This is a genomic window from Acidipropionibacterium virtanenii, from assembly GCF_003325455.1.
GTDB lineage: Bacteria > Actinomycetota > Actinomycetes > Propionibacteriales > Propionibacteriaceae > Acidipropionibacterium > Acidipropionibacterium virtanenii.
Map to the genome: position 1 here is coordinate 915,813 of NZ_CP025198.1, position 24,858 is coordinate 940,670.

Sequence of the window (24,858 nt, forward strand, 5' to 3'; positions counted from 1 at the left end):
GAGGGTTGGGGGTCTGCTCGTCGGTATTCATGACTTCTCCTCGTGGTTGGTGTCCTGATCACTCAGGCCTTCGGATGTGTCGTTCGTGTCCGTCTCGTCGGCGGACTCGTCGTCTGGGGATGCGGTGTGGGCGGTGAGCCAGCGGCCGATCGTGGAGGGGTGGACGCCGAGCTGGCGGGCGATCTTCTTGTTCGACCACCCCGCTTCGTGCAGGCCCGCGGCGCGCTCTCGTCGATCCGCCGAGGGCTCCAGGCCGAAGTCGTCGCCGATGGGTGTGGGTTCGCCGTCGGGCTCGTCGGAGGCGGGCGCCGGTGACGGCATGGCTTCGGGAAGCACCAAATCGACTGGCGCTACGTCGTCGATGTCGAGCCACGGGCGGAACTCACCATCGGGAGGCTCCGCTGTGGTGTGAGGTTCGGGTGGTCGGGTGAGGATGACGGTCAGGTGGGTGATGGCCAGGAGCACGACGGGAGGGACCGCGGCGACGGCACCGGCCAGGATGCTGGGGACGTCGGCGTCGGCGGCGATGACGGCGTGGATCGCGTTGGCCGTCACGGACACACTGGCCCCGCCGATGAGTAGGGCCCAGGGGTACCAGGAGGTGCGGGTTCCGGCCAGGGCGACGACGGCGACTGTGGCGACGACGATGATGCCGTCCACGATGAGTGGCCACGCCCATGCCTGGCCCGCACCGATCCCCGAGCGCCGCGCCAGGTCGGCGAGCGAGGTGAAGGAGAGCCAGAAGGCGCCCGCTGCGATGAACACGGTTCCCGCCACGGCCGTCATCACTGCCCAGCGGTGCCCCGGGATCGCGTTCATGGCAGGCCCCGAACCGGGACCGCCATTCTGGGCGGCGGATGCTCCAACGCCGCAGCCGGAGCACTGGGGCTGATGGGTGCGGTGGTGACGGTGCGGTAGGCCGAGCGCACCGTCACGGTCACTTCGCGCACGGAGAGTCCGGCCTGGCCACCGGCAGTGGTGAGGACATCGAGTGTTTGCCCGGGTGGGACGTGGTGTTCGGCCATGGTGCAGGCTGCCCAGAACAATCCGTGGTTGCGTTCGCCCTCCTGGAGGCGTCCGACCCAGGCGGCGAGACGTTCAACGTCGACCCCGTGATCCATCGCCTGCGAGTCCGGGCCGTGTGTCCGCGGCGGTGGTGGATCGAGGAACCGGCGCAGCCGCCCCGCATCCAGCGGCTGAGGCTGGTCGCGGGTCACCTGCTCTAGCCGATAGACGCAGCGCTGGCCGTCGATGATTCGGCTGGATGGCGGGACGATGATGTAACCGCCGTCCCCGCGAAAGTCGATGCCCGCCCGTGCGACCTGCCACGATCGTTGCTCGCTGCCCGAGGTGGCTGGGTAGTAGGCGTGGAGCCCGTCGGTGGGCGTCTGGATGAGGCCTTCCCACCCGGCCAGGAGTCCTGCGTTGTCGGCGCGGTCCAGGGCGACGTACCCGTTGGCGGGCCCGTGGACATCCACGTCCACCACGACGACCCCCGAGCTGGCGCCCGTCGGCATCCCGACATTCGCCCGCGGGAACGCCGACCACCAGTCGCGGACCTGAGCGAGGTTCGCGGTGGCGTCGTGGAATCCGTGCCGGGTCATCGGCTGCTTCCCATTCACGGCGACCGGGAACACGGGAACGCCAGCAGATGCCAGCGCCATCGCCGCCTCGCCCATCGAGGCGCCAGGCGGCATGCGCATCAGCGCCTGTGTGAACGCGGACAGTCCGGGCATCACAGGCTCCTGGCCTCAGCGAGCACCGGCTCGCGTCGCGCCGGTGCTGGCCGGTCAGCGGCGAATGTCTGCCGCGTCGCCTCTCGCGCTGGGGTGTCGCGTTCCAGCCCGGGTGGGGTGCCGTTGCCGACCTGGGTGGTGTCGAGTTGGTCGAGGATCTTCAGCGCGACCGACCGGACGCGCTCCCCGGTGGCTTTGACGACCTCGGCAGGCTCGCGTCCCTCCACCTGCGCGGCCCAGGTGGAGACGTACGGGATCGTGTAGCTCGTCGTGTCCATGCCATGAGCCGCGCCGACCATGAGGGCGACGGATTCCGCCTCAACCTCGCCGATCCCACGATGCTGCCGAGCCTCCTGATTGTCCGGCCCGTGCATGAGCACGTGCCCCAGTTCGTGCGCCAGGGTCTTCACGCGGGCCGCCGCATCCATGTCCGCCCGGACGGTGACGGTGTGGGCGAGGTAGTCGGTGACCCCGTTCGCCCCATGAATCTCCGAGGCCGACGCGGCCTCGGCCAGAGTGAACCTGGCGGCCTTCACCTGAGCTGCCAGCCCCTCCCACAGACCTGCGGGGGCTTCGCCTTCCAGCAGGTGCGGGCGGGGCGGTTCGGGGATGTCGTCGCCTGCGGTCTGGGAGGCGTCCCACACGTAGGCCGGGCGCACCCCGACCATCTTCGAGCGCACCGTCTCACCGGGCCGGGGCTTCTCAAACTTCCCCAACCTGCGCCACGACTCGGCATCCTGCGGGCTCGCCGAGGCGAAACGTCCCGTCACGGGAGCGATGATCTGATAGCCCGGCTGGCCCTTTTGGACCTGGCGGCCCAGGCCCTGCCACTGCTTGTATCCGGCCACGTATGACGGGGTTGGCTCGGGCACCAGGCCGCGCTCAAAGGCGGCGGCGTGTTGGGCCCAGATCAGCAGCGTGTTGTTGAAACTGCGCGAGCGGAAGTTCGCGGCGAACGCCAGCGCACGCTTCCAGTCCTCACCAGACACGAGCTGGTCGACGGCCGTGGTGAGTTTGTCGTGCAGCTCGTCGAGGCGAGCCTCACGGGCCGCCTGCTGGTCCTCTCCTCGTGATGTCATCTCGCGCTCCTCCCGCCTCACGGCCCGTGCCCCGGGGTGGGGCTGTGGCCATGAGGTGCGCCGAGGAGTCCTGCGAGACGGTGACGGTCAGTACAGTTGTGAAACGGGTGCCCAACGCTGGGGGTCGCTGGCGGGGTTGGCCGTCAGGGACCCGGCGTGACACCTGACGCATCCTCCACTCATAGCAACGCGATAGTGGGTTCTACGAGGGGTCAGGGGTGTTCTCGTCCGTTTCCGGTCCAGGTGTGGCCAGATCCAGACCATGAGCCCGCCGCCGGTACTCATCGGGCGACAGCCCGAGTTCGCGGACGAACTGATGGCGGGCATGCGAGCGGCCCTCCCAGCCGACCTGGCGGCCCACCGCCTCCACCGACCATCCTGGCTTCTCCCGCAGCAGGCGCGCCATCTCCTTGGCGCGAAGAGCCGCCAGGAACTGCACCGGCGGCAGGCCGTAGGACTCGTTGAACACGCGCGCCAGGTGCCGCCCGGAGATGTGGGCGACCTGCGCCATGTCCTCCAGCGACCACCTGCGCGACAGGTCGGCGTGGATGGCGTCCCCGACGGCGACGATCTCCGGGCGAAGCGGCGGGAACCTACCGCCCACGCCGTCCCCGGCCAGGGACACGACCGGTTCGCCGGGCAGCTCCCGGTATGGCATCAGCGGCACCAGGTCGGCCAGGAACGCGGCGAACACGGACTCGATGTCGTAGAACCCGCCCCCAGCGTTCTGGATGGCCTCGGTACGGTCCAGCAGGTCCAGCATGTCAGCCGTCGCCTCGGCGGGCGGGGTGGTGGCCCACATGTTGTGGCGGAACGCCTTGGCGGCGATCAGCTCGGCCTCGTGACGATCCCGCAGGAGCCCGTTCAGCCGCCACGTGAGCTGGTCCAGCAGGTAGTCCAAGTTCACGAACGCGGTCGTCACCGTCGCGCTGGGCTCGGGGATCGCCCCACACAGGGTCCCGGCGCACACGATCACCAGCATCCCCGGCCGGGCATGTGCCGTCCCGTGGCGAGAGTGCACGAACAGGCGGCCCTCCCGCACCAGCATGAACCGCAGGCACGTGTACGCCACCGGCTCCACCACCCGGGTGGAGGACTCGGTCTCGACATGGATCGGCCCGGGTGCTCGCTGCCTGACAGCTCCTGCGCTGCCCGGGAAGATCCTCTCCATACCCCCATTGTCTCGCACTCACACCCCATTCGACGGGGATTGAACACGGTTGATTCCCGTTCAAACCCGATTTGAAACGGTCTGATCCGCTAGACTGGGCCCGGTTGGAGCTGTGCTGCTCCTACCGATCCAAGGAGGCACCTCGTGAGCGAGCCCTGGCTGTCCACGGACGAGATCGCGGCCCACCTCGGCGTCACCAAAGACACCGTGTATGCGTGGATCGCCGACAAGGGCATGCCCGCCCACAAGATCGGGCGCCTGTGGAAGTGCCAAGCCACCGAGGTCGACGAGTGGGTGCGCACCGGCGCCGCAGCCAGCGACAGCCCGCACACTCATGACGGTGGTGGCCCCTACCCTGAGCAGGCAGGCACCCAGTCGAAACGGAAGGAGGGGCGATGAGCGCCAACGAGACCGAACGCTTGGTCAAGTCCAAGCAGCGCGTCGCCGACCACGGCGAAGTCTTCACCCCCTCCTGGATGGTCGAGGACATGCTCAACCTCGTCCAGGAAGAATCCGAACGCATCGATTCCCGGGTGCTGGAGCCGGCGTGCGGGTCGGGGAACTTCCTCGTGCCCGTCCTGACCCGCAAGCTCCTGACTGTGGCCGCCAAGCATGGCAAGAGTGACTTCGAGAAGCGCCACTACGCGCTGTTCGCATTGATGTGCACGTACGGCATTGAACTCCTGCCCGACAATGCCGCCGAGTGCCGCAGTAACCTCGCCACCCTGTTCAACGCGTTCCTCGGCATCGACCAGGACACCGACGACTGGGCTCGCGCCGCCCGGGCGGTGCTGGAGGTGAACATTGTCCAGGGTGACGCTCTCACGATGACCACTCCGAGTGGTGGGCCGATCACGTTCGCCGAATGGGGGTACCTGGGGAAAGGGAAGTTCCAGCGCCGCGACTTCCGCTACGACGAGCTGACTCAGCGCTCCGCCTGGGAGGCCGAGGGGTCTCTGTTCGCCGACATGGGAGCCGACCTCTTCGCCCCTCAGACGACGTACCCGACGATGTCGGTGGCGGACCTGGCCGGGCAGGTGAATGCCGCATGAGCATCACCCAGGCCCCATTCGCGCTGCGCGGCCACAACCCCGACGTGCTCACCTGCATCGCGAACCTGTCCAACGACGAAGTCTTCACCCCGCCCGAGATGGCGGGCGCCATGCTCGACCTGCTCGCCCAGCGGTGGGCTGACGCCCACGATGGCGCCGACATCTGGGCCGACCCCAACGTCACGTTCCTCGACCCGTTCACCAAGTCCGGCGTGTTCCTGCGCGAGATCACCCGCCGCCTCACCGACGGCCTCTACCGCGTCTTCCCTGACCGGGCACAGAGGGTTGACCACATCCTCACCCGTCAGGTCTACGGCATCGGCATCACCCAGCTCACCGCCCTGTTGGCCCGCCGGTCGGTGTACTGCTCCAAGTACGCCAACGGTCCCCACTCGATCGCCACATCGTTCGACAGCGAAGACGGGAACATCTGGTTCCAGCGCACCGAACACACCTGGACCGGGGGCACGCGCGAATACCGCGCCGACCCACTCACCGGAGACGAGAAGGTCGTCTACACGCACCGCAAGTGCCGCTACTGCGGAGCGAGCGAGGACTCGTACAACCGAGGCGATCAGCTGGAGACCCACGCCTACGCCTTCATCCACACCGACGACATCAAAGCCCGCATCCGCGAGCTGTTCGGAGACACCATGCAGTTCGACGTCATCATCGGCAACCCGCCCTACCAGCTCGGCTCCGACGGCGGAACACGCGATGTCCCCATCTACCAGCACTTCGTTGAGCAGGCAAAGCGCCTTGAACCTCGCTACCTAACGATGGTCATCCCCTCCCGGTGGATGGCCACCGGCCTGGGGCTCAACGACTTCCGCAAGACGATGCTCAACGACACCCACATCCGGGACCTCGTTGACTACCCCAACGCCGCTGAGGTCTTCTCAGAGGTCGGCATCAACGGCGGCGCCTGCTACTTCCTGTGGGACCTCAACTACGACGGACGCTGCAACGTCACCAGCATCTGGGGAGGCGAGAAGACAGGCCCCGAGCTACGACAGCTCAACGAGTTCGACATCCTCGTCCGCGACGCACGCGCCCTCCCCATTCTCCGCAAAGTGATCGCCCACGGAGAGCCGTCCGTGAACACGATCTTGGCGCGAGACAAGGAGTTCGGCTGGACCTCAAACTTCACCGGCTACCACAGTGTAGCCAAACCTGGCGACGTGCCTCTGTACTACATCAAGTCGATGAAGCGCAGAACTGGCTACATCGCTCGCGAGGAAGTCACAAAGAGCACCGAACTCATCGACACGTGGAAGCTCCTCGTCCCTGAGGTTGGTTCTGGGCGGGAGCGGGAACGAACAGGTGTCGACCTTGTCCTCGGTCCTTCACTTATGGCGCCTTCACCGTCCGTCTGCACGCAGTCGTTCCTGTTCTTCTATGCCCAGACAGAGACCGAGATCCGCAGCATACGTTCGTATTACGCGACAAGGTTCTTCCGGTTCCTCGTCTCCCTGCGGAAGATCACACAGCACGCGACGCATTCCACCTATCAGTGGGTGCCGTTGCAGACGTGGGATCAGGAGTGGACAGACGCCGACCTGTATGCGAAGTACGACCTCACCCAGGACGAGATCGACTGCATAGAGTCTCGAATTCGCCCGATGGAACTGGCCGATGAGTAAGCCCGACGAGGAACTGTTTCCCGAGAAGCCCGCTGCGCGGCTGCGGATCTATGCGTGGACCCCGAACGATCCGCCCGCCGACTATGTGGGCTTGATCAAGGTCGGTCAGACGACGAAGGCGGACGTCAACGAGCGTATCCGCGAGTCGCAGGGTCAGATGCAGCAGCCGTACACCCTTCACGTCAACGAGTCTGCCGAACGCGAGGATGGTTCGATCTTCCGCGACACTGACGTCCGGCGCCGGCTGGTCGCCAAGGGTTTCGAGAATCCGGTCTTCGGGTCGGCCAGGGAGTGGATGCGGTGCTCGCCTGATGACGTCCGGACAGCGATCACAGAGCTGCGCACCGGCACCCAGCTTTCAGGCACGCACCATGAGACGTTCGCGATGCGCCCCGAGCAGGCCGAGGCCGTGGAGAAGACGTCTGAGTATTACGACTCGATCTGGGCCGAGGACGCTGACGCGGTGCCCAGGTTCTTGTGGAACGCGAAGATGCGGTTCGGCAAGACCTTCGCCTCCTACCAGCTGGCCAAGAAGATGGGGGCCCGCCGGGTCTTGGTGGTGACGTTCAAGCCCGCCGTGGAGGACGCCTGGCAGACCGACCTCGAATCGCACGCGGACTTCGATGGCTGGCAGTACCTATCCAAGGCCACTGGCGGCACGCCTGACCAGATGGACCGTGATCGGCCGCTCGTGTACTTCGGGTCGTTCCAGGACCTGCTCGGGCGGGATAAGAAGACGGGGCTGATCAAGGCGAAGAACGAGTGGGTCCACACCACACCGTGGGACCTGGTGATCTTCGACGAGTACCACTTCGGTGCGTGGCGGGAGTCGGCGAAGGAACTGTTCGAGGGCGAGGACGAGAAGGTCGCCAGGAAGGAGCTGGCTGCCGAGTACCACGATGGTCTGGTCGCGTTCGATGAGGAACTCGACGAGCTGGGCAACGACGAGGACGAGTTCCTGCCTATCACGACACGGGCCTACCTGTACCTGTCAGGGACACCGTTCAAGGCGTTGGCGACTGGTGAGTTCATTGAGGAGCAGATCTTCAACTGGACCTACACCGACGAGCAGCGAGCTAAACAGCAGTACGCGGCGGAGCATCCGGGCGTGTGGAATCCGTACGGGGCGCTGCCGGAGATGCGGCTGTTCACCTACCAGATGCCTGATGAGTTGATCTCGGTGGCGAGTCAGGGCGAGTTCGACGAGTTTGATCTGAATGCGTTCTTCGAGGCCACCGGCACGGGCGTGATGGCGGAGTTTGTGCACAAGTCGGATGTGCAGAAGTGGCTGGACATCATCCGCGGCGCCCACATGCCCACTCAGCTCGACGCGATGCGGATGGGCACCCGCCCGCCGTTCCCGTACTCGGACGCCCGGCTGCTGCCGTACCTTCAGCACTCGTTCTGGTTCCTGCCCACGGTTGCCTCCTGCCAGGCGATGGAGAACCTGCTGGCCGAGCGGCAGAACGTGTACTGGCACGACTACACCGTGCTCACCGTCGCGGGCCCCAATGCGGGCATCGGTCTGGACGCGCTGCCGCCGGTACGCGAGGCAATCAAGGATGGGCACGACACGAAGACGATCACCCTGTCGTGCGGGAAGCTGACGACTGGGGTGACGGTCAAGCAGTGGTCGTCGATCCTCATGCTGCGCAACCTCAACTCGCCAGAGACCTACTTCCAGGCCGCGTTCCGGGTCCAGTCCCCGTGGTCGATCAAGAACCCCGACGGGGACGATCCGAGCGAGGAGCTGATCCTCAAGCCAGCCTGCTTCGTGTTCGACTTCGCGCCCACCCGGGCGCTGCGCCAGATCTCCGACTACGGGATCGGCCTGTCCCCAGAAGCCCCCAACCCCGAACACGCGGTCGAGGAGCTGGTGAAGTTCCTGCCGGTGCTGGCCTACGACGGGTCGAACATGACGCAGGTCGATGCGGGCGGCATCCTCGACATCGCCATGTCCGGAACGTCCGCGACCTTGTTGGCCCGCAAGTGGGAGTCCGCGATCCTCGTCAACGTCGACAACGACACGCTGCGGCGCATCATGGGCAACGAGGACGCCATGAACGCCGTCATGAACATCGAGGGCTTCCGGGCCCTCGGGTCGGCGATCTTCGAGACCGTGGTCAACAAGTCCGAGCAGGTCAAAGCCACCAAGAAGGACCGGGGCGAGGACCTCACGCCGAAGGAGAAGAAGGAGCTCTCCGACGAGGAGAAGGAGTACAAGTCCAAGCGGAAGCAGATTCAGGAGAAGCTGGTCAAGTTCGCGACCCGCATCCCCGCGTTCATGTACCTGACTGACTTCCGGGAGAACACCCTCCAGGACGTCATCACCAAGCTGGAGCCCGACCTGTTCAAGGCCGTCACCGGCCTGACCGTGGCCGACTTCAACCTGCTGGTCAACCTCGGAGTCTTCAACGCCACCCACATGAACCAGGCCGTCTTCGCCTTCCGCCGCTACGAAGACTCCTCCCTGTCCTACACCGGCATCGAATCCCACAAGGGCCTACGCCACTACGGCCTCTACGACACCGTCGTCTCCATCTACGACCCCCACTGACTGTCCCACCCGACGGCCGTATCGAAAGGTTCCGCTCCATGTCGTTCCAGACGCCGCGCAGCATCGAGGAGATGCTCACCGCGATCCACAAGCGCGAGTACCTGCTGCCCGCGATACAGCGAGAGTTCGTCTGGAACTCCGACCAGATAGCCAAGCTGGTGGACAGCCTGATGCGCGGCTACCCGGTCGGGTCGTTCCTCCTGTGGAATGTGGAGCCGGAGACTGCCCAGTCCTACACGTTCTACGAGTTCCTCACCAACTATCACGAGCGCGACAACCCGTACGCAGACAAGGCCACGGTCCCTACAGGGAGCGGAACAACGGCCGTTCTGGACGGGCAGCAGCGGCTCACCGCGTTGAACATCGCCCTGTACGGCAGCTACGCGGAGAAGAAGAAGTACGCGTGGTGGAACAGCGTCGACGCGTTCCCCACTAAGCGGCTCTACCTCAACCTCACCGACGACCCCGACGATGAGGAACTGGGCCTCAAGTACGACCTGCGCTTCCTCACCGACAAGGAGGCCGCCGCAGAGGACGGAGCAGAGGACAAGTGGTACCGGGTCGGCGCCGTCCTCGGCCTCGATGACTCCGGTCCGGCCATCATGGATGAGGTCGCCGAGCGAGGGATTTCGGACTACCGGACGGCGGCCCGTCGTCTCTACGACCTCTACCGCGCCGTACGCGACTTGAAACCGATGAACTACTTCCTGGTGACCGACCAAGATGCCGACAAGGTGCTGGAGATCTTCGTCCGCGTCAACAGCGGCGGCACGACGCTGTCCTACTCCGATCTGTTGCTGTCGATGGCCACCAACCAGTGGCAAGAACTCGACGCACGCGAGGAGGTCCGGTCCTTGGTCGCTGAACTCAACTCCAGTGCGGGACGCCAGTTCTCCTTTTCCAAGGACGTCGTACTCAAGACCGCGCTGACGGTTGCAGGCGTGGACGTCCAGTTCAAGGTCAAGAACTTCACTCAAACGAACATGGCGAAGGTCGAGGCGGCGTGGCCCGAGACCAAAGGGGCCCTGCTCCGCGCAGCAAGTTTGCTCCAGCAGTTCGGCTTCAACGAGCGCAACCTCACCGCGAACAGCGTCATCATCCCGATGGCCTACTACCTCTACCTGCGCGGCGCCGGTGACTCCTACCTCGACTCCACAGCCGACGCCGTCGACCGGCTCACGTTGCAACGCTGGGTCACACGCTCGCTCATCAAGCGCGGCGTCTGGGGGTCCGGGCTCGATACGCTCCTCACACGCCTCCGAGACGTCCTCCGCACGAACTCCACCAGCAGGTTCCCCATCGAAGCAGTCGAGACTGCAATGGCTGCCGTGGGCAAGGGACTCGTTTTCGACGATGCCGAGATCGACGAACTTCTCAACCTCAAGTACGGCGGGCAGCGCACCTTCGCGGTGCTCTCCGTCCTCTACCCAGGACTGGACCTGGGTAAGAAGTTCCACGAGGACCACATCTTCCCGAAGTCACGGTTCACGCGAAAGCGTCTCGCGGCGGCCGGTGTGCCTGCCGACCAGATCGACGACTACCTGAACTCGGTGAACCTCATGCCGAACCTCCAGCTCCTTGCGGGCACCGCCAACATCGAGAAGCAGGATGCGCTCCCAGCGCAGTGGATCGAGGCTGCCTTCCCGACATCCGAGAAGCGAGCGACCTACATCGCCGAGAATGATCTGGACAACCTCCCCTTGGACCTGGAGGGATTCCCGGTGTTCTTCGCCCAGCGCAAGCAGCGCATCCGAACCCGGCTCGTCACAGCGCTCGGAACGACGAGCCAAGCAGAAAGCGCACATCAGAGCTGAGCCTGCTTGGCGCTGACCGCCGCCGCCAATCGACCCTTCATCCGAGCCGCCACGCCTCTTGCAGATCGAGGTTCGGTGGCCCCGGTAGCTCACCTTCTTCCTGATGGAGGGAAGGTGAGTGGGCGTGACGGTGTCGATGCGGGTGATGTCGGCCGGGAACGGCTACAAGTACCTCCTGCGCACCGTGGCCGCCGGGGATGGGGACCGGTCGCTGTCGACGCCGTTGACCCGTTACTACAACGTGGAGGGCACTCCTCCTGGTCGATGGATGGGCAGCGGTCTCCCAGCGCTCGGGACCGGTCAGATCACGTCGGGCGACGAGGTCAGTGAAGCTCAGCTCCAGCTCCTGGTGGGGATGGGCCGTGACCCGGTGACGGGTGCGCCGCTGGGCCGCGCCTATCCGGTCTACAAGACCGTTGCGCAACGCGTCGAAGAGCGCACCGCAACTCTCGATCCGCACCTTGATCCGGCAGCACGCGCCCGCGCAATCACTGCAATCGAGGGCGAAGAAGCCGAACGCGGGACGCGGCGGGCGGTTGCAGGGTTCGACTTCACGTTCTCGATCCCCAAGTCCGCCAGTGTGCTGTGGGCTGTCGCGGATGCAGGCACGCAATCCCTGATCGCCCAGGCGCATCACGACGCGGTTGCGGACATGATCGCCTACATGGAGCGTGAGGTTGCAGCCACTCGCACCGGCGCAAACGCTGGCGACGGTGCGGTCGCTCAGGTTGACGTTCGCGGTGTCATAGCCACCGCCTACGACCACTACGACTCCCGTGCTGGTGACCCGCACCTTCACACGCACGTGGTGATCAGCAACAAGGTTCAGACCGTCTTGGATGGGAAGTGGAGATCCTTGGACGGGAGGCCGTTGCACGCAGCTACCGTGGCTCTCTCAGAGCTGCACGAGGCAGTCTTTGCCGATCATCTGACGCGGATGCTCGGGGTCGAGTGGGAGTCGCGTGCCCGTGGCCGTGGCCGTGACCGCAATCCGGCATGGTCGATTGCCGACGTTCCCGAGGAGCTGGTTGCGGAGTTCTCCACGCGTGCACGACACATCGATGAGGCAACCGACCGGCTGATAGACAAATATGTGGCCGAGCACGGGCGGCGCCCGTCGGCCGCGGCGATCATGAAGCTGCGCGCCCAAGCAACGCTCTCAACACGCCCCGAGAAGACCGTGCACTCCCTGGCAGACCTGACTGCAAAATGGCGCAACCGAGCTGCCACTGTGCTGGGTGAGGATGCAACCGGGTGGGCACGCCGGGTTGCAGCCAACGAGCAGCCGCTGTTGCTACGGGCCGACGACATCCCCCTCGATATCGTCCGCAACCTCGGTGAGAGCGTCGTCGCTGCGGTCGGCGAGAAACGCTCAACCTGGCGACGCTGGAACCTCACCGCCGAAGCCGCCCGCCAAACCATGGACTACCGATTCACCACCGCCCAGGACCGCGAAGCCATCGTCGGACTGGTCGTGGATGCCGCAGAGGCAGTGTCCCTGAGATTGACCCCGTTCGAGCTGGCCTCCAGCCCCGCCGCGTTCCGCCGCCCGGACGCCACCTCGGTCTTCAGGCCGAAGAACTCCACCATCTACTCCTCCCACCAGCTCCTTGACGCTGAGGACAGGCTCCTTGAGCGCAGTCACGACACGACCGGTCCGACGGTCAGCCTGGGGACAATGGAACGCATCGCCAGGCGCCCAGACCCCGAAGGACGCTTGCTGGGTCAGGACCAGACAGATGCCCTCGTACGGATCGCGGTTTCTGGCCGCGTCCTGGACGTGCTGGTCGGTCCCGCAGGTGCTGGGAAGACCACTGCGATGAACGCCTTGCGTCGAGCATGGGAGAGCGAGCACGGCTCAGGTTCGGTCGTCGGGCTGGCGCCGTCCGCGGGTGCCGCCCAGGTCTTGGCAGAGGACCTGAGTATCGCGACGGAGAACACTGCGAAATGGTGGCAGACCCACCAGACCACGGGCGCCACCTTCCACGCGGGGCAACTCGTCATCGTGGACGAAGCCTCACTTGCAGGCACACTCTCCCTGGACCGAATCACCGGTCTCGCAGCCGAGGCGGGCGCGAAGGTGCTGCTGGTCGGCGACTACGCCCAGCTCCAATCCGTTGATGCGGGTGGCGCATTCGGGCTCCTGGTCCATGACCGAGGCGACGCGCCCGAACTCGTCGATGTCCACCGCTTTACCCATGCGTGGGAGAAGACCGCTTCTCTGGACCTACGGCACGGCCACACCGACATCATCGACACCTACGACGTTCATGACCGCATCCGCGATGGTGAGACCGAGGAGATGGTCGACTCCGCCTACACCGCGTGGCGCGCAGATCTGCTGGCAGGCAAGGCCACTGTGTTGGTGTCGGATTCCAACGAGTCGGTCACCGCCTTGAACATTCGCGCGCGCACCGACTTGATCCTTGACGGTGTCGTCCGAGGGACTCGCGAAGCAGGTCTCCACGACGGCACTCGCGCTGCCACTGGGGATGTCGTCATCACCCGACGCAATGACAGGCGCTTGAGGGCCGGGCGCGGATGGGTGCGCAACGGCGACCGTTGGAACGTGATGGACGTCCGTGACGATGGGTCCATCGCCCTCCAACGCGCTGGAGCCACGTGGGGTGCGACGGTCATCGTCCCCGCCGACTACGTCGCTGAGCACATCGAACTCGGGTACGCGGTCACCTCATACCGGGCACAAGGCATCACCACCGACACCGCCCACGTTCTCGTCGATTCGGCGATGACTCGGGAGAACCTGTACGTGGCCATGACCCGAGGACGGGACGCGAACGTCACCTACGTCGCCGTTGACCAACCCGATCCGGCCCATGACGTTCCGCACCCTGGCGAGAACCAGGCTGCCACCGGCCGCACTGTCCTGTACGGCGTCCTGAAACACGCGGGCGCAGAACTATCGGCCCACGAGAAGATCACCGCCGAGCAGGAGACCTGGGGCTCGATCGCCCAGCTCGCTGCCGAATACGAGACCATCGCCGCAGCCGCCCAACACGACCGCTGGGCCACCCTCATCCAGAACTCCGGCCTCACCTATACCCAGGCCGCCGACGTGCTTACCTCCGACGCCTTCGGGCCACTCACCGCAGAACTGCGCCGCGCGGAAGCGAACTATCACAACGTCGATGCCCTTCTCCCGAAGCTGGTTCGCGCGCGACGGCTCGAAGACGCCGAGGACGTCGCAGCCGTCCTTCACCACCGAGTGGCCATGGCCACCGCACGCCCAGCCGGATCAGGACGCACCCGCAAGGCACCTCGCCTCATCGCTGGGCTCATCCCGGAAGCCACCGGGGCCATGACCAGTGACATGCGGCAGACGCTCAACGAACGCCGAGACCTCATCGAAGCCCGAGCCGACGCCGTCCTCGACCGTGCACTCGACCAGGCAGCGCCGTGGTTGGCGCAGCTGGGACCGCAGCCCACGAACTCCAGGAAGCTGGCCACCTGGCGGCGCTCCGCCCGAGTGGTGGCCGCCTACCGAGACCGGTACCACGTCACCACCGACGCGGCACTCGGCACCCAGGTTGATACCGTCGCCCAGAAGGTCGACGCGGCGCGCGCCCGGGCAGCGCTCGACGCGGCCCGTACGGTCGCCACAGACAGACCTCAGAACGAGGATGCTGCGCGACGCTCAGAGTCACGGGTCGTGCGTCTCTCAATATGAACGATACGGAACACTTGAGGATTCATTGGTGCCAAATCGTTCGGAGCAGTTCATCCGTCGTCGTAGAGGAAACCCAACGATTCAATTGAAAGAAGGGTTCTAGTCGCGCCTCATTCCTATCCGTTCATAAGCGCGACGAAGGCGTTTTAGACACATGCCAATCACGAGCAAGAAATGAACAGAGGCGCCAACGGTGACTCCCGTCAAAATAGGTCCAGCACCGTCCGTTGAGATCCATCCACCCGCGCCGACGACTACTAGGAAGAGCACGAGCGTCAATCCCCACACAATCGCCCACAGAGTGTTCTTCATGCATTCGTCAATAAGATCAAGATCCTTTGGTAGAAGACGCCGATCGTCTGGCAGTGAGATTCGCAGCTGAAATAGAAACACTGCCATTGAAAACAAGAGGCCAGCGACAATAGATATGCCTGCAACCGCCGCGGATACATCAGCAAGCCTCGCCCCGCTAAGCGCAGTCACGGCTCCACAAACCAGCGGGACAACAATTTGGCTCGTCAGGTCCCTCCAGCGGACCTTACCGGTTTGAGCATCGTAAAGCGTCTTAAAGTGATCTCTAGGGATACCAAACAGTGACGACTTGCTCATCACTCATCACCATGTTTTCCTAACCTGCTCCAGTCAGAAATCCAGACATCTGAATTTCTACTGCACATATCAGAGACCTTCTCGGAGCAAGTTTCAAGTAGTTCGATATCCGTCAACACTGGTTGGCTCGCATCGTTAAGAACCTCACGAACTGCAGGGGCGCCTTCTGATCCCAATATGAACTTCTTTGTTCGGCCGTCTCGCTCCATAGTGACGTACACATCGCTGCCATCGGGCAGGTCAGGCACTGAAACCAGTTCGCCCACCACCTCCTTCTTATGGAGTTGTGGAAGCAAACGGCCAGGAAAAACATTCCGACGTTCTGGGCGAGCGACATAGGAGATTGTTCCAACTTCAACTTGCGGTCCATCTGCGATGTCCGCACTATGTCCGCTCAATCGAACTTCGACCTCCTTCAGCTTCGCACCCTTCGACCACGCTTCGCTCTCTGTGACAGTCTGAGTCGTCATCGTAATCAAATCCGTGTAGTCACTAAAATAGCGCTTGAACAGCCGCAGTACTCGTGCTCCGGCTGATCCACGTGACGACTCTTCAGCCAAGTAGTATGCAGTAGCGCCTTGTTCTGGGACGAAGAGGAGGGCTCGGTTTGCTCCAGTGGGCGCTTGGTCATCAAGAATGGTTCCGACTGTATCGCCGCTGGTAACGTCAACGATTTCACCAGGCTCTCCGTAGTAGCCGACCCTGAGATCTAGCAGCACGACCCGTGGTGCGACACTTCGCACATTTGCAATACTCACCCAGCTCTGATGCCTGTCATCCTGCGAAGTTTCGACGCCGAGATCGTTTGCCCAGTCTTGAAACAGCTTCAGCAGATCTTCTCCTTCAAGATCCGCAGGTGCATAACTTGAGGCATTACGCTTGCGTTTTTGGTGAAATGTGAGTGTTGATGCCGTTAGCGTCCGGCGTCCCATGCGGGCTCCTTTGTGGTTAGGTTGAGATGTATGCAGTAGTTGAGTTGAACCGGACGTGACCTCTCCTGTAGCGCTACTCTGTGAGACAAGTCAAGGCCTTCGGAGGCAATGAGATTCTGAGCAGAATTTCAGTGCGACGTGTCTGGATATACCACTACGCTCCTACTAGTGTTGGAACCAAATCACGCACAAATTCCGCCACGTCATCTGTCTCCAGGTCAAGCGACCTTGCGGCTGCGGAGATTGTGACCTTGTTTGCTGATCCGAACATGACTTTGCGAAGCAGCTGTGAGCTCTCCGCCGATATACCCCCAGGCTCCGAAGATCGATATCCGCGGTCTGAAAGTTCTATGCACGTGGTTCGGTATTGCCAGTCACTGAGAAGATTTAGCTCATGAAGACGGTGCGTCATGGCCATTGCGGACACTTTCCAGAAGGAGCGAGCTGCCAAAATTCGATCGATGCTGGCGGCGCGCATGGACTGAGACAGTACCCTGGAACTCGGCATCAGGAAGTTTGCAGCGAACTCATTTGCCTGTGCTTCTCGTTCCTTGGATGAACTCGGATCCATGTCTTGTTCGCCGTGCAAGACGAGGTGGCCGAGTTCATGAGCGGCGTCAAAGCGCTGACGCTCTGCTGATCGGGAGGTATTTAGAAATACGTAAGGGATGCTATCTCGGAAGAAGCAGAACGCATCAATGTCCGTGTACTCATGACCCAAGGCAGCTACGCGCACGCCTTTAGCTTCCAATAGGTGGATCATATTGGCAACTGGACGGTCGCCGAGCTCCCATCGGTGGCGCACCAGTTCGGCGGCCTCTGCGGGGGCAAGCTTATCTAGAGATGGGATTTCAGGTTCTGGCAAGCGAAATCTCGTCGCGACAGTCCCGAAGAACTGTACCGTCAGACTTGCGTTGGCGAGTACGGCGTCGCGTCTCGTGGCTGATGTTTTGCTGAGTTTGCGGAAGCTAGCGGCCGCGACGGGGATTGTCTCGACAGTTTCACGTGAGAAAAATGTCGACGGAACAGACAAAGCGGACGCGAGCTTATCTAAGTTCTCTGTGTTCGGAGGCTGCCTTCCGTTCTCATAGCTGGTCAGAGAGCGGAGCGACACCCCACTCTGTTCAGCGAGCTTGGTCAGTGTAAGTGCGCGACGCTTTCGCGCCAATCGGAGCTGTGAAGGATTGAACATTGTCGTTAGTAAGTCGGTTAGAGCGGTTCGACATTCACGTCAATGTCGCCGTCGTCGGAGTGGTCGAATACGGTGAGGTCGCCATCGAGATCTAGAAATTTGATCAGAATCCTGTCGCTCCAGTCTGTGATCCGTCCGCTCTCTGTCATCACAGCAGGGCGCGAGAGCTCAAGATTCATCCCGCGTTCGGTACGTTCGTGTATGAGCAGCCACAAGGGAGCGGCCTCCGTTGCGGCAACCAGTTTCTTTTCTTGAACGATATCCGGCACTTCGAACAAAGATGCGGTTTTGTTTCCTGATTGATCAAGCGAGCTACGGGTAGCATCGCCCTTGCGGCGGGTATAAGGCTGCTTCCTGCGATCCGGGTTCGCGACATCCACACCTGAGGCAATCGTGAATGCCATGATTCTGTCGGGATGCAACAGTCGTGGTTGGTGGTCGATGTACACAAGATCCCATCCACGTTCAACGAGCAGACGGTTGAGCTGCTCCATGCCGTCATGGTAGATGTCAGTTCCGGGGGTAGAGCGCAAGGCCAGCGAGGTACGGTTCGCGGCCCTGGTTAAGCCGGGACGCATGCCCATGTGGATCAGTTCGGTGGACAATCCAAACTGGGCGAGCCGTTGCTCGTCGCTGGGCGGGCTGAGCGGGACTAGTGTCGCGACGGTCACGGGGTCTCCTTTCGACCAGATGCGTGTAATGCTACCACAAGTGCGGTCAAAAAACGCGCAACAGCCCTCCAGGTTGGATCAAGCGAGTAGGGGCCCATCGACGTTGCCCTCTGAGGCATGGGCCTCAACGGGCAGCGGGCTTGACGGAGTGGTAGTCCGCGAGAATGGCAGAGCAGCGTTGCTGGCAAGTTGCTCGCGTAGCGGAGGGCGGCTTTCTGGCGGGGCACCTGGCTGTCACGACTTTCCGATCGGGGGGTGCGTGCGGGTGTCTGACGGGTAGAATGGCTCGTGAGGCACGTCCTCTATCTGCGGGTCCTCCGGGACAGCCCTCACGGGTGCTCATCACACAAGTTGCCTCCTCGATGGAGTACTACGTGTGACGAGAGGCCGATCATGCTTTGCGTTCTCTGGGCGGCGAGTGTCCGAACTCGGGATCTCACCCGCCGCTACCTTCCCACCAACATCCTGCTGGACTTCATCCGGACCAGGCGCGGCCTCAAGTGGGGCCTCCCAGCCATGCTTCTTGCTGTCCCGTACCTTGCGGTAGTGGTGTGGTGTGCGCGTTCAGTTGCCGATGGGGGCCCGGGCTGGTTGAACCTGATCATCCTTGTGGCTGCCTGGAACGCCATGAAGTTCATCGTCATGGGGCCGGTGAGCGTTCTGACGCTGGGTCGCAGGCGGTGGCTCGAACGGTCCGCGCGTCGGGGAGCCCTACCTATGCCAACGCGCTGAACGCCGCGTAGTGCTTTCTGCGAACGCCCTGCCATCTATGCCGAGCCCACCAGGTGTCGGTTCCGTCCTCGGGGACGAATGGTGACTCCCTTGGCGCTGATCGCGCGGCGAACGGCCTGAGCGCTGGCTCCGTAACGTTGGCCAACTTCAGCGAGCGTCAGCCCGCCCTCATAGAGGCGGATCGCCTCTGCGATGTGCTCGTTCGCCAGGCCGCGCACGCGGATGGTGATGCCCCTGTGCTCAAGGTGCCGGGCGACGGTGTGACGATGGATCTCAAGCTTCTCCGCGATCTGCCCAATCGGCATCCCATCCTCGTATAGGTCCACCAAGTCGTCGATCTGCTGCGCGGTGAGAAAAGTTTGAGCCGTCTCAATCGCGCGTACGTTCGGGCCGCGGAGGTCCGTCAGCGAGGGTCCAGCGGCTCGCTCGACACGGGCATAGTGACCCCTCGACCAGCGGAAAGACAGGGTTTGGGCAGCGGAGGAAAAGTTCTCAAACTCTCTACGCAGGTGCACCCACTGATGCGCCTCTGACTATGGCAGGAACCGGTTCCCATCCGAAGCGATGGGAAGATTGAGGGATTCTCCTTTCCCGACCGGTCCTCTCCAGGTGATCCCCGATGAGGGGAACAGGCCATGAGCTCAACCACCACAACCACCTGCGATATGCAGTTGCTCAGGCTGTACTTAGACATGGAGGACGCCCGCCGTGCCGCCGTCCGGGCTTGTTGTCGCCGGGGATGACGATCGAGTCAACGCGGCAGACGCCTGGTCTGCGCAACGCGTCACGGGCGCGGATCTTCCGAGAAGCCGGGATCATGGAGCAGTGGGGCACCGGCGTCCAGCGCGTCTTCGGTAGGAGCGCAGAGGTCAGGGCTGCCCACCTCGAGTTCGAGCGGATTCATGACCGCGTCACAGGGACGATCCGTATTGAGCACCATAGGGCGCAACTTGTAGTTCAGAATCATGACTACACGAATAGCAATGATGGTAGGCATGAAGTAGTCATGTTGAGCGCAGCTGTCAATGGACCCGTGCACCGGAACGATCTGCTTGCTGCTGGGCTGCAGCCGCTGTCGCAGAACTACTCCCGGCACATCGTCCCGTTCATCGACGGGGGCTGCTGGAGATGACCCTGCCGGAGAAGTCCCGAAGCAAAGCGCAAGGGTGCCGGTTGACCGAGTCGGGTCGGATGTGCCTCCAGCACAGGAAAGACGCACCAGGCCGATAAATTTGTTCGGTTGCGTGCTTCCGCCTCTGGCGGAGGAGTTCGCGCACCGAAGTCTGGTGTTCCGGCATGATCCCGGCCGCGACTACGCCGACGAGCTGTCCAGCATCGACATCCCCGACTTCTCCGTGGTCGCGGTCGCCGATGATGAGTACACGCTCAAGTACCGGATGCTCCATGAGGAGCCGGACCCCAAATTCCTCACCTACCGCCGGGGTACTGTGCCGGAGGGGCCCAGGGACGGATGATGCCAGACGCCCACTACTGCGCGGCGCAGATGCCCAGCAGTGATTCGGTGGCCCCCCAGAGGCGTGCCGCGTCGCCGAGATCCGTGAGGGAGGAGAACGGCGTCCGCTTCACTGCGGGGCCAGCCGTCTCCGACCATCGTGACGGCGCCCACATGCAGGACTCGCGTGAGGCAAGTGCGGCGAGCGCGGGCCCGGCCGCCTGAGCCGGTGGATTCCCGAGGGTTCGCTCGGCCCAGTGGACCATGCCGGCGGGAAACATCCGCCGCAGTCGCGGTGCGATCCCGGAGCCTGGCACCACCCCCGGGTGAGCCAGCCCGGCGGAGATTCCCCACCCATGGTCCTGGCTGCGCCGAGCCAGTTCCACAGTGCTGAGGCCGAGCGCGACCTTGGACTGGCTGTATGCGGTGAAGGAGCGATAGCCGGTCTCGCCCTGGAGGTTCTCCCAGTGGATGCGGCCCCGGTCGGCGGCCAGGCTCACCTGCGCGACGACACGTGCCGAGCCGGCGCGCAGCAAGCGCATGATCGCTGTGATCAGTGCGATGTGGCCCAGGTAGTTCGCCTGGAAAGTTGCCTCGAAGCCGTCGACAGTGACCTCACGCGGTCCCTCCGCCAGCCGCACGACACCCGCGTTCAGCATCGCGAGATGGATCGGCTCGCCGCACTTGCGCAGCTGCGCGCTCAAGGCTCGCACGGATGCCAGACTTTCGAGATCGAGACTGAACAGTTTGATGTCGGCCCCTGGAAACTCCGCCCGCAGGGTCGCGGCGGTGATCTCGCCCCTCGTACGGTTGTGCACCGGAATCAGAAGCCGGGCGCCACCTGCGGCGAGGCCGCGCGAGATCCCGAGTCCGATGCCGCCATTCCCGCCGGTGATGAGCGCGGTCTTCCCGCGGAAGGTCACCGGATCCATGGGACCCATGCTAATGATCCTCCGGCGCGGCCGGCGGCTTGGAACCCTGACACCCGCCTCATAGGCTGGTGTCACCGACGTAGGAGGCTCAGATGCTTGACGATCTTCTCCAACTCGAACACCAGGGTTGGCAGTCCCTATGTGATGGCACCGGTGCGGACTTCTACGGGAGGATCATGACCGAGGACGCGGTGATGGTGCTCGCCCACGGCCAGGTCTTCGATCGGCGGGCCGTCATCGACTCCCTCAACGACGCACCTGGATGGCGGACCTACGACATCAGCGAGGAGCGGCTCGTCACTCTGGGCCATGACGACGCGGCCATCGTCTACACCGGCCGCGGCTACCGCGCCGAAGGGGCCCCGGAGTTCGTCGCCCTCATGTCCAGCGTCTACACCCGGAAGAACGGCTCCTGGCGCCTCGTCCTGTACCAGCAGACGCCGGTACCCGTGCAGTAGCGACGGCCGGAATGACTTCCCCAGTGTTCCTCGACGCCCATAGGATGGGGCGATGTCCGCTGCGTGGTCAGATGCCGTCGCACCGTCGTCGGGCCCCGACGAACCGGCGCGCATCGGTGTTGTCGGCGCCGGCTGGCGCGCCGGGCTCTTCGCAACCGTGGCGCGAGCCCTGCCCCAGCATTTCCACATCGTCGCTGCGCTGACTCGCACCGAGACGACGGCCGAGGAGTTCGGGCGACGCTTCGGTATCGCGACGACCACCGACTCCGACGCCTTCCTCGGCTCGGGGCCGATGGACTTCATCCTGGTGTGCGTGGCGCGCCAGGCGACAGTGCCCTGGGTGCTGAAGCTCGCATACCGGGGCCTTCCCGTGCTCGTCGAGACCCCTCTGGCTCCCGACGCCGACGCACTTCGGCGCCTGTTCGCGGAGCTGCCCGCCGGGGCCCGCGTCCAGTCCGCCGAGCAGTACCGGCTGCAACCTCAGCACGCCGCCCGGCTCCACATCGCCGGATCAGGGACCCTCGGGCCGGTGCACTCGGCGCTGGTCTCGGCCGGCCACGACTACCACGGCGTCGCCCTGTTGCGAGCCGCGCTCCGGCTGGGCTTCGAGGAGGTGCGGGTGTCCGCGTCCCGTTTCGCCGACCGGGTCACGAGTTCGCTGGGTCGCGACGGCTGGGACTCATCGCTTCAGGTGCGAGAGGTCGAGCGGTTGACGGCTCGCTTCGAGGTGCCCGGGCGAGGTCTGCTCGGCGTCTCGGACTTCTCGCACGAGCAGTACTTCTCGCCGATCCGCAGCCGCCATGTGCAGATCGCCGGCGAGCGGGGCGAGGTGTTCGACGACGACGTCCACCTGCTCGCCGGCCCCGCCGATCCCCTCCACCTGCGCCTGAGGCGCGACGTCACCGGCGCCGACGGCGACCTGGAGGGCAGTTTCCTGCGTCGCATCACCCTCGGAGAACGGGTGGCGTACACCAACCCATTCGCCCCGGCCCGGCTGTCGGACGAAGAGATCGCCATCGCAACCGTGCTCTCCGCGATGGCCGGATATGTGGCCGGGGGGCCGGCCTTCTACGGCATCGCCGACGCCGCCGAGGACCAGTATCTGGCGCTGCTCGCCCACGACTCTGCCACCGACGGGCGTCCGCACGAGACCGACCCCGACCGCCCGTGGGTCGATGAGCCGAGCATGCTACGGCCGTGAGCCCACCTCCCGGTCAGGCCCCCGATGCCACACGGTGGACGGCCCGGTCCACCAGGCCTGGTCGCCTCCCAGCGGGACGATCACCTGGGGGACGCCGGCCCGCCAGCCGGGTCTCCCGCAGCGCGGCGCTGGATTGGAGACTCATGACGGCCCCGTCTCGCCCAGCACCGCGAGAGCGGCCGCCGTCACGGCGTCGGTCAGCCACGGCCGGGGCGGCGCAGCGTCGCCGAGGATCCGGTGCGCAGCGGCATAGGGTATTAGAAAGCAGTCTCCAATACTGGCACGGCCTGATGCTCCGACACGGCCGAACTCCCGGATAGACCCGCAGAATTCAAGCGGTCGCGGGTGCCGGCGGTGTTGCTTCCGGGTTGTCCTCCCCGAGGGCGTCGTCCATGTCCTCGAGGGTGCGGCCCTTGGTCTCCGTGAGCCATTTCGCCACGAAGATCAGTGAGATGAGTGCGAACCCGGTGTAGATGCCGTAGGCGAGACCGAGAGAGACGTCCTTGAGGCCGGGGAAGGTGACGGTCACGATCCAGTTGGCGACCCACTGCCCGGCGGCAGCGAGGGAGAGCGCGGCGCCGCGGATGCGGTTCGGGAACATCTCGCCGAGCAGGACCCAGATCACCGGGCCCCATGACATGCCGAAGGCGATGACGAAAACGTTCGCGGCGACCAGGGCGATGGGGCCGGCGGCGCCGTTGAGGACCGGCGCGAGTTCGCCTGTGGCGGCGTCCAGAACCATGGGAGCGGTGCCGAAGCAGATCGCCAGGGCGGCGAGCGAGACCGTCATCCCGACAGATCCGATGATCAGCAGGAGTTTGCGGCCGATCCGGTCGACCAGCAGGATCGCAACGATGGTGGTCGCGATGTTGACCACCGAGGTGATGACCGAGATCGTGAACGCCGAGGAGGTGTCGAAGCCGACCGCCATCCACAGGGTGTTCGAGTAGTAGAAGATGACGTTGATGCCGACGAACTGCTGCAGCATCGAGGCGATGAGGCCGATCCAGACGATGGGGTAGATCTTGCCGGTATGGCTGTTGCGCAGGTCGCGCCAGGAGGGTTTGGTCTCTCCGGCGAGGCTGCTCTGGATGCGGTGGATGGTGATCTCGAGGTTCTTCTCGCCGAGCAGCAGCGTGAGGACCTTGCGGGCTTCGGGGATACGGTGGGCGGCCACCAGGAAGCGCGGCGACTCCGGAATGGTGAAGGCGAGGACGCCGTAGACGATGGCCGGCAGGGCCAGGACGAGGAACATCCACCGCCAGGCCTCCAGGCCGAACCAGAGCATGCCATCGGGCTGGCCGGTGGGTGTGGCGTGGACCAGGAGGGCATCGACCAGCAGGGAGAGGAAGATGCCGGTGACGATGGCGAGCTGCTGCAGGGAGCCGAGCCTGCCGCGGATTCGAGGCGGGGAGACCTCGGCGATGTAGGCGGGTGCGATGACCGACGCGAAGCCGACGCCCGCGCCGCCGATGATGCGGAAGACGACGAACATCACGAGCCCCGCCGTCGTCTCCGGGGCGAGCACGCAGCCCACGGCACTGAGGATGAAGAGCCCGGCCGCGATCTTCATCACCATCAGGCGGCCGACGCGATCGGCGAGACGGCCGGCGGTCATCGCACCGGCGGCGGCGCCGATGAGGGCTGCGGCAACGGCGAAGCCGAGGGCGCCCGCACCGATATGCCAGACCTCCCCGATGGCCGAGACCGCGCCGTTGATGACGGCACTGTCATAGCCGAAGAGCAGGCCGCCGAGCGCGGCGACCGAGGCGATCCGGACGACGCCCCTGGCATCGCCCCCGTCCTCATCCATGTCCGAGGACCCGTCCAGGACGGCTGCGTGTTCACTCATGAGGTATGTGTCCTCCTCTGGACAGGGACGGGAACCGGATCAGTCCATCCGCGGGGCGACGACCACGCCGTTGCCGGGTCGCCATC

At 64.3% G+C, this 24,858-nt stretch carries 20 protein-coding genes and 1 pseudogene; 10 read left to right on the top strand and 11 right to left on the bottom strand.

Translation table 11 applies throughout. The features are described 5' to 3' along the window. Positions 1-27 precede the first annotated feature (27 nt). From JS278_RS04080 to JS278_RS04095, 4 genes are all read right to left on the bottom strand, one after another. On the bottom strand, positions 28-819 hold the full coding sequence (locus tag JS278_RS04080) for a DUF2637 domain-containing protein (RefSeq protein ID WP_114044080.1): 792 nt from the start codon (positions 817-819) through the stop codon (positions 28-30). Next, complete coding sequence (locus JS278_RS04085; protein WP_114044081.1) at positions 816-1,736, bottom strand: bifunctional DNA primase/polymerase; 921 nt, start codon at positions 1,734-1,736, stop codon at positions 816-818. Before JS278_RS04085 ends, JS278_RS04080 begins: the two co-directional genes overlap by 4 nt. Then, positions 1,736-2,815, bottom strand: coding sequence for an ArdC-like ssDNA-binding domain-containing protein (locus tag JS278_RS04090; protein WP_114044082.1), 1,080 nt, complete (start codon positions 2,813-2,815; stop codon positions 1,736-1,738). Before JS278_RS04090 ends, JS278_RS04085 begins: the two co-directional genes overlap by 1 nt. Positions 2,816-3,017: 202 nt before the next feature. Next, the gene (locus JS278_RS04095) at positions 3,018-3,986 is read right to left on the bottom strand and encodes a helix-turn-helix domain-containing protein (protein WP_245935194.1); all 969 of its coding nucleotides are present in this window, start codon (positions 3,984-3,986) and stop codon (positions 3,018-3,020) included. Between the two features lie 144 nt (positions 3,987-4,130). Between JS278_RS04095 and JS278_RS04100 the strand changes: the two genes are divergently transcribed. From JS278_RS04100 to mobF, 6 genes are all read left to right on the top strand, one after another. Beyond that, complete coding sequence (locus tag JS278_RS04100) at positions 4,131-4,385, top strand: helix-turn-helix domain-containing protein (RefSeq protein ID WP_114044084.1); 255 nt, start codon at positions 4,131-4,133, stop codon at positions 4,383-4,385. Next, positions 4,382-5,038: an N-6 DNA methylase gene (locus JS278_RS04105; protein ID WP_114044085.1), complete on the top strand. Its 657-nt coding sequence runs from the start codon at positions 4,382-4,384 to the stop codon at positions 5,036-5,038. Before JS278_RS04100 ends, JS278_RS04105 begins: the two co-directional genes overlap by 4 nt. After that, positions 5,035-6,681 (top strand): Eco57I restriction-modification methylase domain-containing protein, encoded by a 1,647-nt coding sequence (locus tag JS278_RS04110; protein WP_114044086.1) that lies wholly within the window; start codon positions 5,035-5,037, stop codon positions 6,679-6,681. Before JS278_RS04105 ends, JS278_RS04110 begins: the two co-directional genes overlap by 4 nt. Next, positions 6,674-9,238, top strand: coding sequence for a DEAD/DEAH box helicase family protein (locus JS278_RS04115; RefSeq protein ID WP_114044087.1), 2,565 nt, complete (start codon positions 6,674-6,676; stop codon positions 9,236-9,238). Before JS278_RS04110 ends, JS278_RS04115 begins: the two co-directional genes overlap by 8 nt. 38 nt (positions 9,239-9,276) lie before the next feature. After that, on the top strand, positions 9,277-11,052 hold the full coding sequence (locus tag JS278_RS04120; RefSeq protein WP_114044088.1) for a DUF262 domain-containing protein: 1,776 nt from the start codon (positions 9,277-9,279) through the stop codon (positions 11,050-11,052). A gap of 124 nt (positions 11,053-11,176) precedes the next feature. Next, entirely contained in the window at positions 11,177-14,740 is a 3,564-nt protein-coding gene (gene mobF / locus JS278_RS04125; RefSeq protein WP_220150037.1) for a MobF family relaxase, read from the top strand. Positions 14,741-15,348: 608 nt separating this feature from the next. Here the strand turns inward: mobF and JS278_RS04135 are convergent. The 5 genes and pseudogenes from JS278_RS04135 to JS278_RS16335 all read right to left on the bottom strand — a co-directional run bounded on the left by JS278_RS04135 (position 15,349) and on the right by JS278_RS16335 (position 19,391). Beyond that, positions 15,349-16,281 carry a hypothetical protein gene (locus tag JS278_RS04135; RefSeq protein WP_114044090.1) on the bottom strand — a complete coding sequence of 311 codons (933 nt, stop codon included), beginning with the start codon at positions 16,279-16,281 and terminating at the stop codon, positions 15,349-15,351. 154 nt (positions 16,282-16,435) lie between these two features. Then, a complete protein-coding gene (locus JS278_RS04140) occupies positions 16,436-17,146 on the bottom strand; it encodes an ImmA/IrrE family metallo-endopeptidase (protein WP_245935195.1) in 711 nt (236 codons plus the stop codon). A 207-nt stretch (positions 17,147-17,353) separates the two neighbouring features. Next, positions 17,354-17,473, bottom strand: a pseudogene (locus tag JS278_RS16745) (helix-turn-helix domain-containing protein); the annotation flags it as partial. A 17-nt stretch (positions 17,474-17,490) separates the two neighbouring features. Beyond that, positions 17,491-18,144, bottom strand: coding sequence for a hypothetical protein (locus JS278_RS04145; RefSeq protein WP_114044092.1), 654 nt, complete (start codon positions 18,142-18,144; stop codon positions 17,491-17,493). A 767-nt stretch (positions 18,145-18,911) separates the two neighbouring features. Further along, complete coding sequence (locus tag JS278_RS16335) at positions 18,912-19,391, bottom strand: helix-turn-helix domain-containing protein (protein WP_245935196.1); 480 nt, start codon at positions 19,389-19,391, stop codon at positions 18,912-18,914. 224 nt (positions 19,392-19,615) lie between these two features. Between JS278_RS16335 and JS278_RS16750 the strand changes: the two genes are divergently transcribed. Next, positions 19,616-20,008, top strand: a complete 393-nt coding sequence (locus tag JS278_RS16750) for an ATP-binding protein (RefSeq protein ID WP_220150038.1) — start codon at positions 19,616-19,618, stop codon at positions 20,006-20,008. A 112-nt stretch (positions 20,009-20,120) separates the two neighbouring features. Continuing rightward, positions 20,121-20,351, top strand: a complete 231-nt coding sequence (locus JS278_RS04165; RefSeq protein ID WP_114044095.1) for a hypothetical protein — start codon at positions 20,121-20,123, stop codon at positions 20,349-20,351. Between the two features lie 13 nt (positions 20,352-20,364). Here JS278_RS04165 and JS278_RS04170 read toward each other — a convergent pair whose 3' ends face one another. After that, on the bottom strand, positions 20,365-21,261 hold the full coding sequence (locus JS278_RS04170; RefSeq protein WP_181833821.1) for an SDR family NAD(P)-dependent oxidoreductase: 897 nt from the start codon (positions 21,259-21,261) through the stop codon (positions 20,365-20,367). Between the two features lie 92 nt (positions 21,262-21,353). Here JS278_RS04170 and JS278_RS04175 point away from each other — a divergent pair, with 92 nt between their 5' ends. Continuing rightward, positions 21,354-21,719, top strand: coding sequence for a nuclear transport factor 2 family protein (locus JS278_RS04175; RefSeq protein ID WP_114044097.1), 366 nt, complete (start codon positions 21,354-21,356; stop codon positions 21,717-21,719). Between the two features lie 52 nt (positions 21,720-21,771). Beyond that, a complete protein-coding gene (locus tag JS278_RS04180; protein WP_114044098.1) occupies positions 21,772-22,920 on the top strand; it encodes a Gfo/Idh/MocA family protein in 1,149 nt (382 codons plus the stop codon). A 331-nt stretch (positions 22,921-23,251) separates the two neighbouring features. Here JS278_RS04180 and JS278_RS04185 read toward each other — a convergent pair whose 3' ends face one another. Beyond that, positions 23,252-24,772, bottom strand: a complete 1,521-nt coding sequence (locus tag JS278_RS04185) for a sugar porter family MFS transporter (RefSeq protein ID WP_114044099.1) — start codon at positions 24,770-24,772, stop codon at positions 23,252-23,254. Between the last annotated feature and the right edge of the window lie 86 nt (positions 24,773-24,858).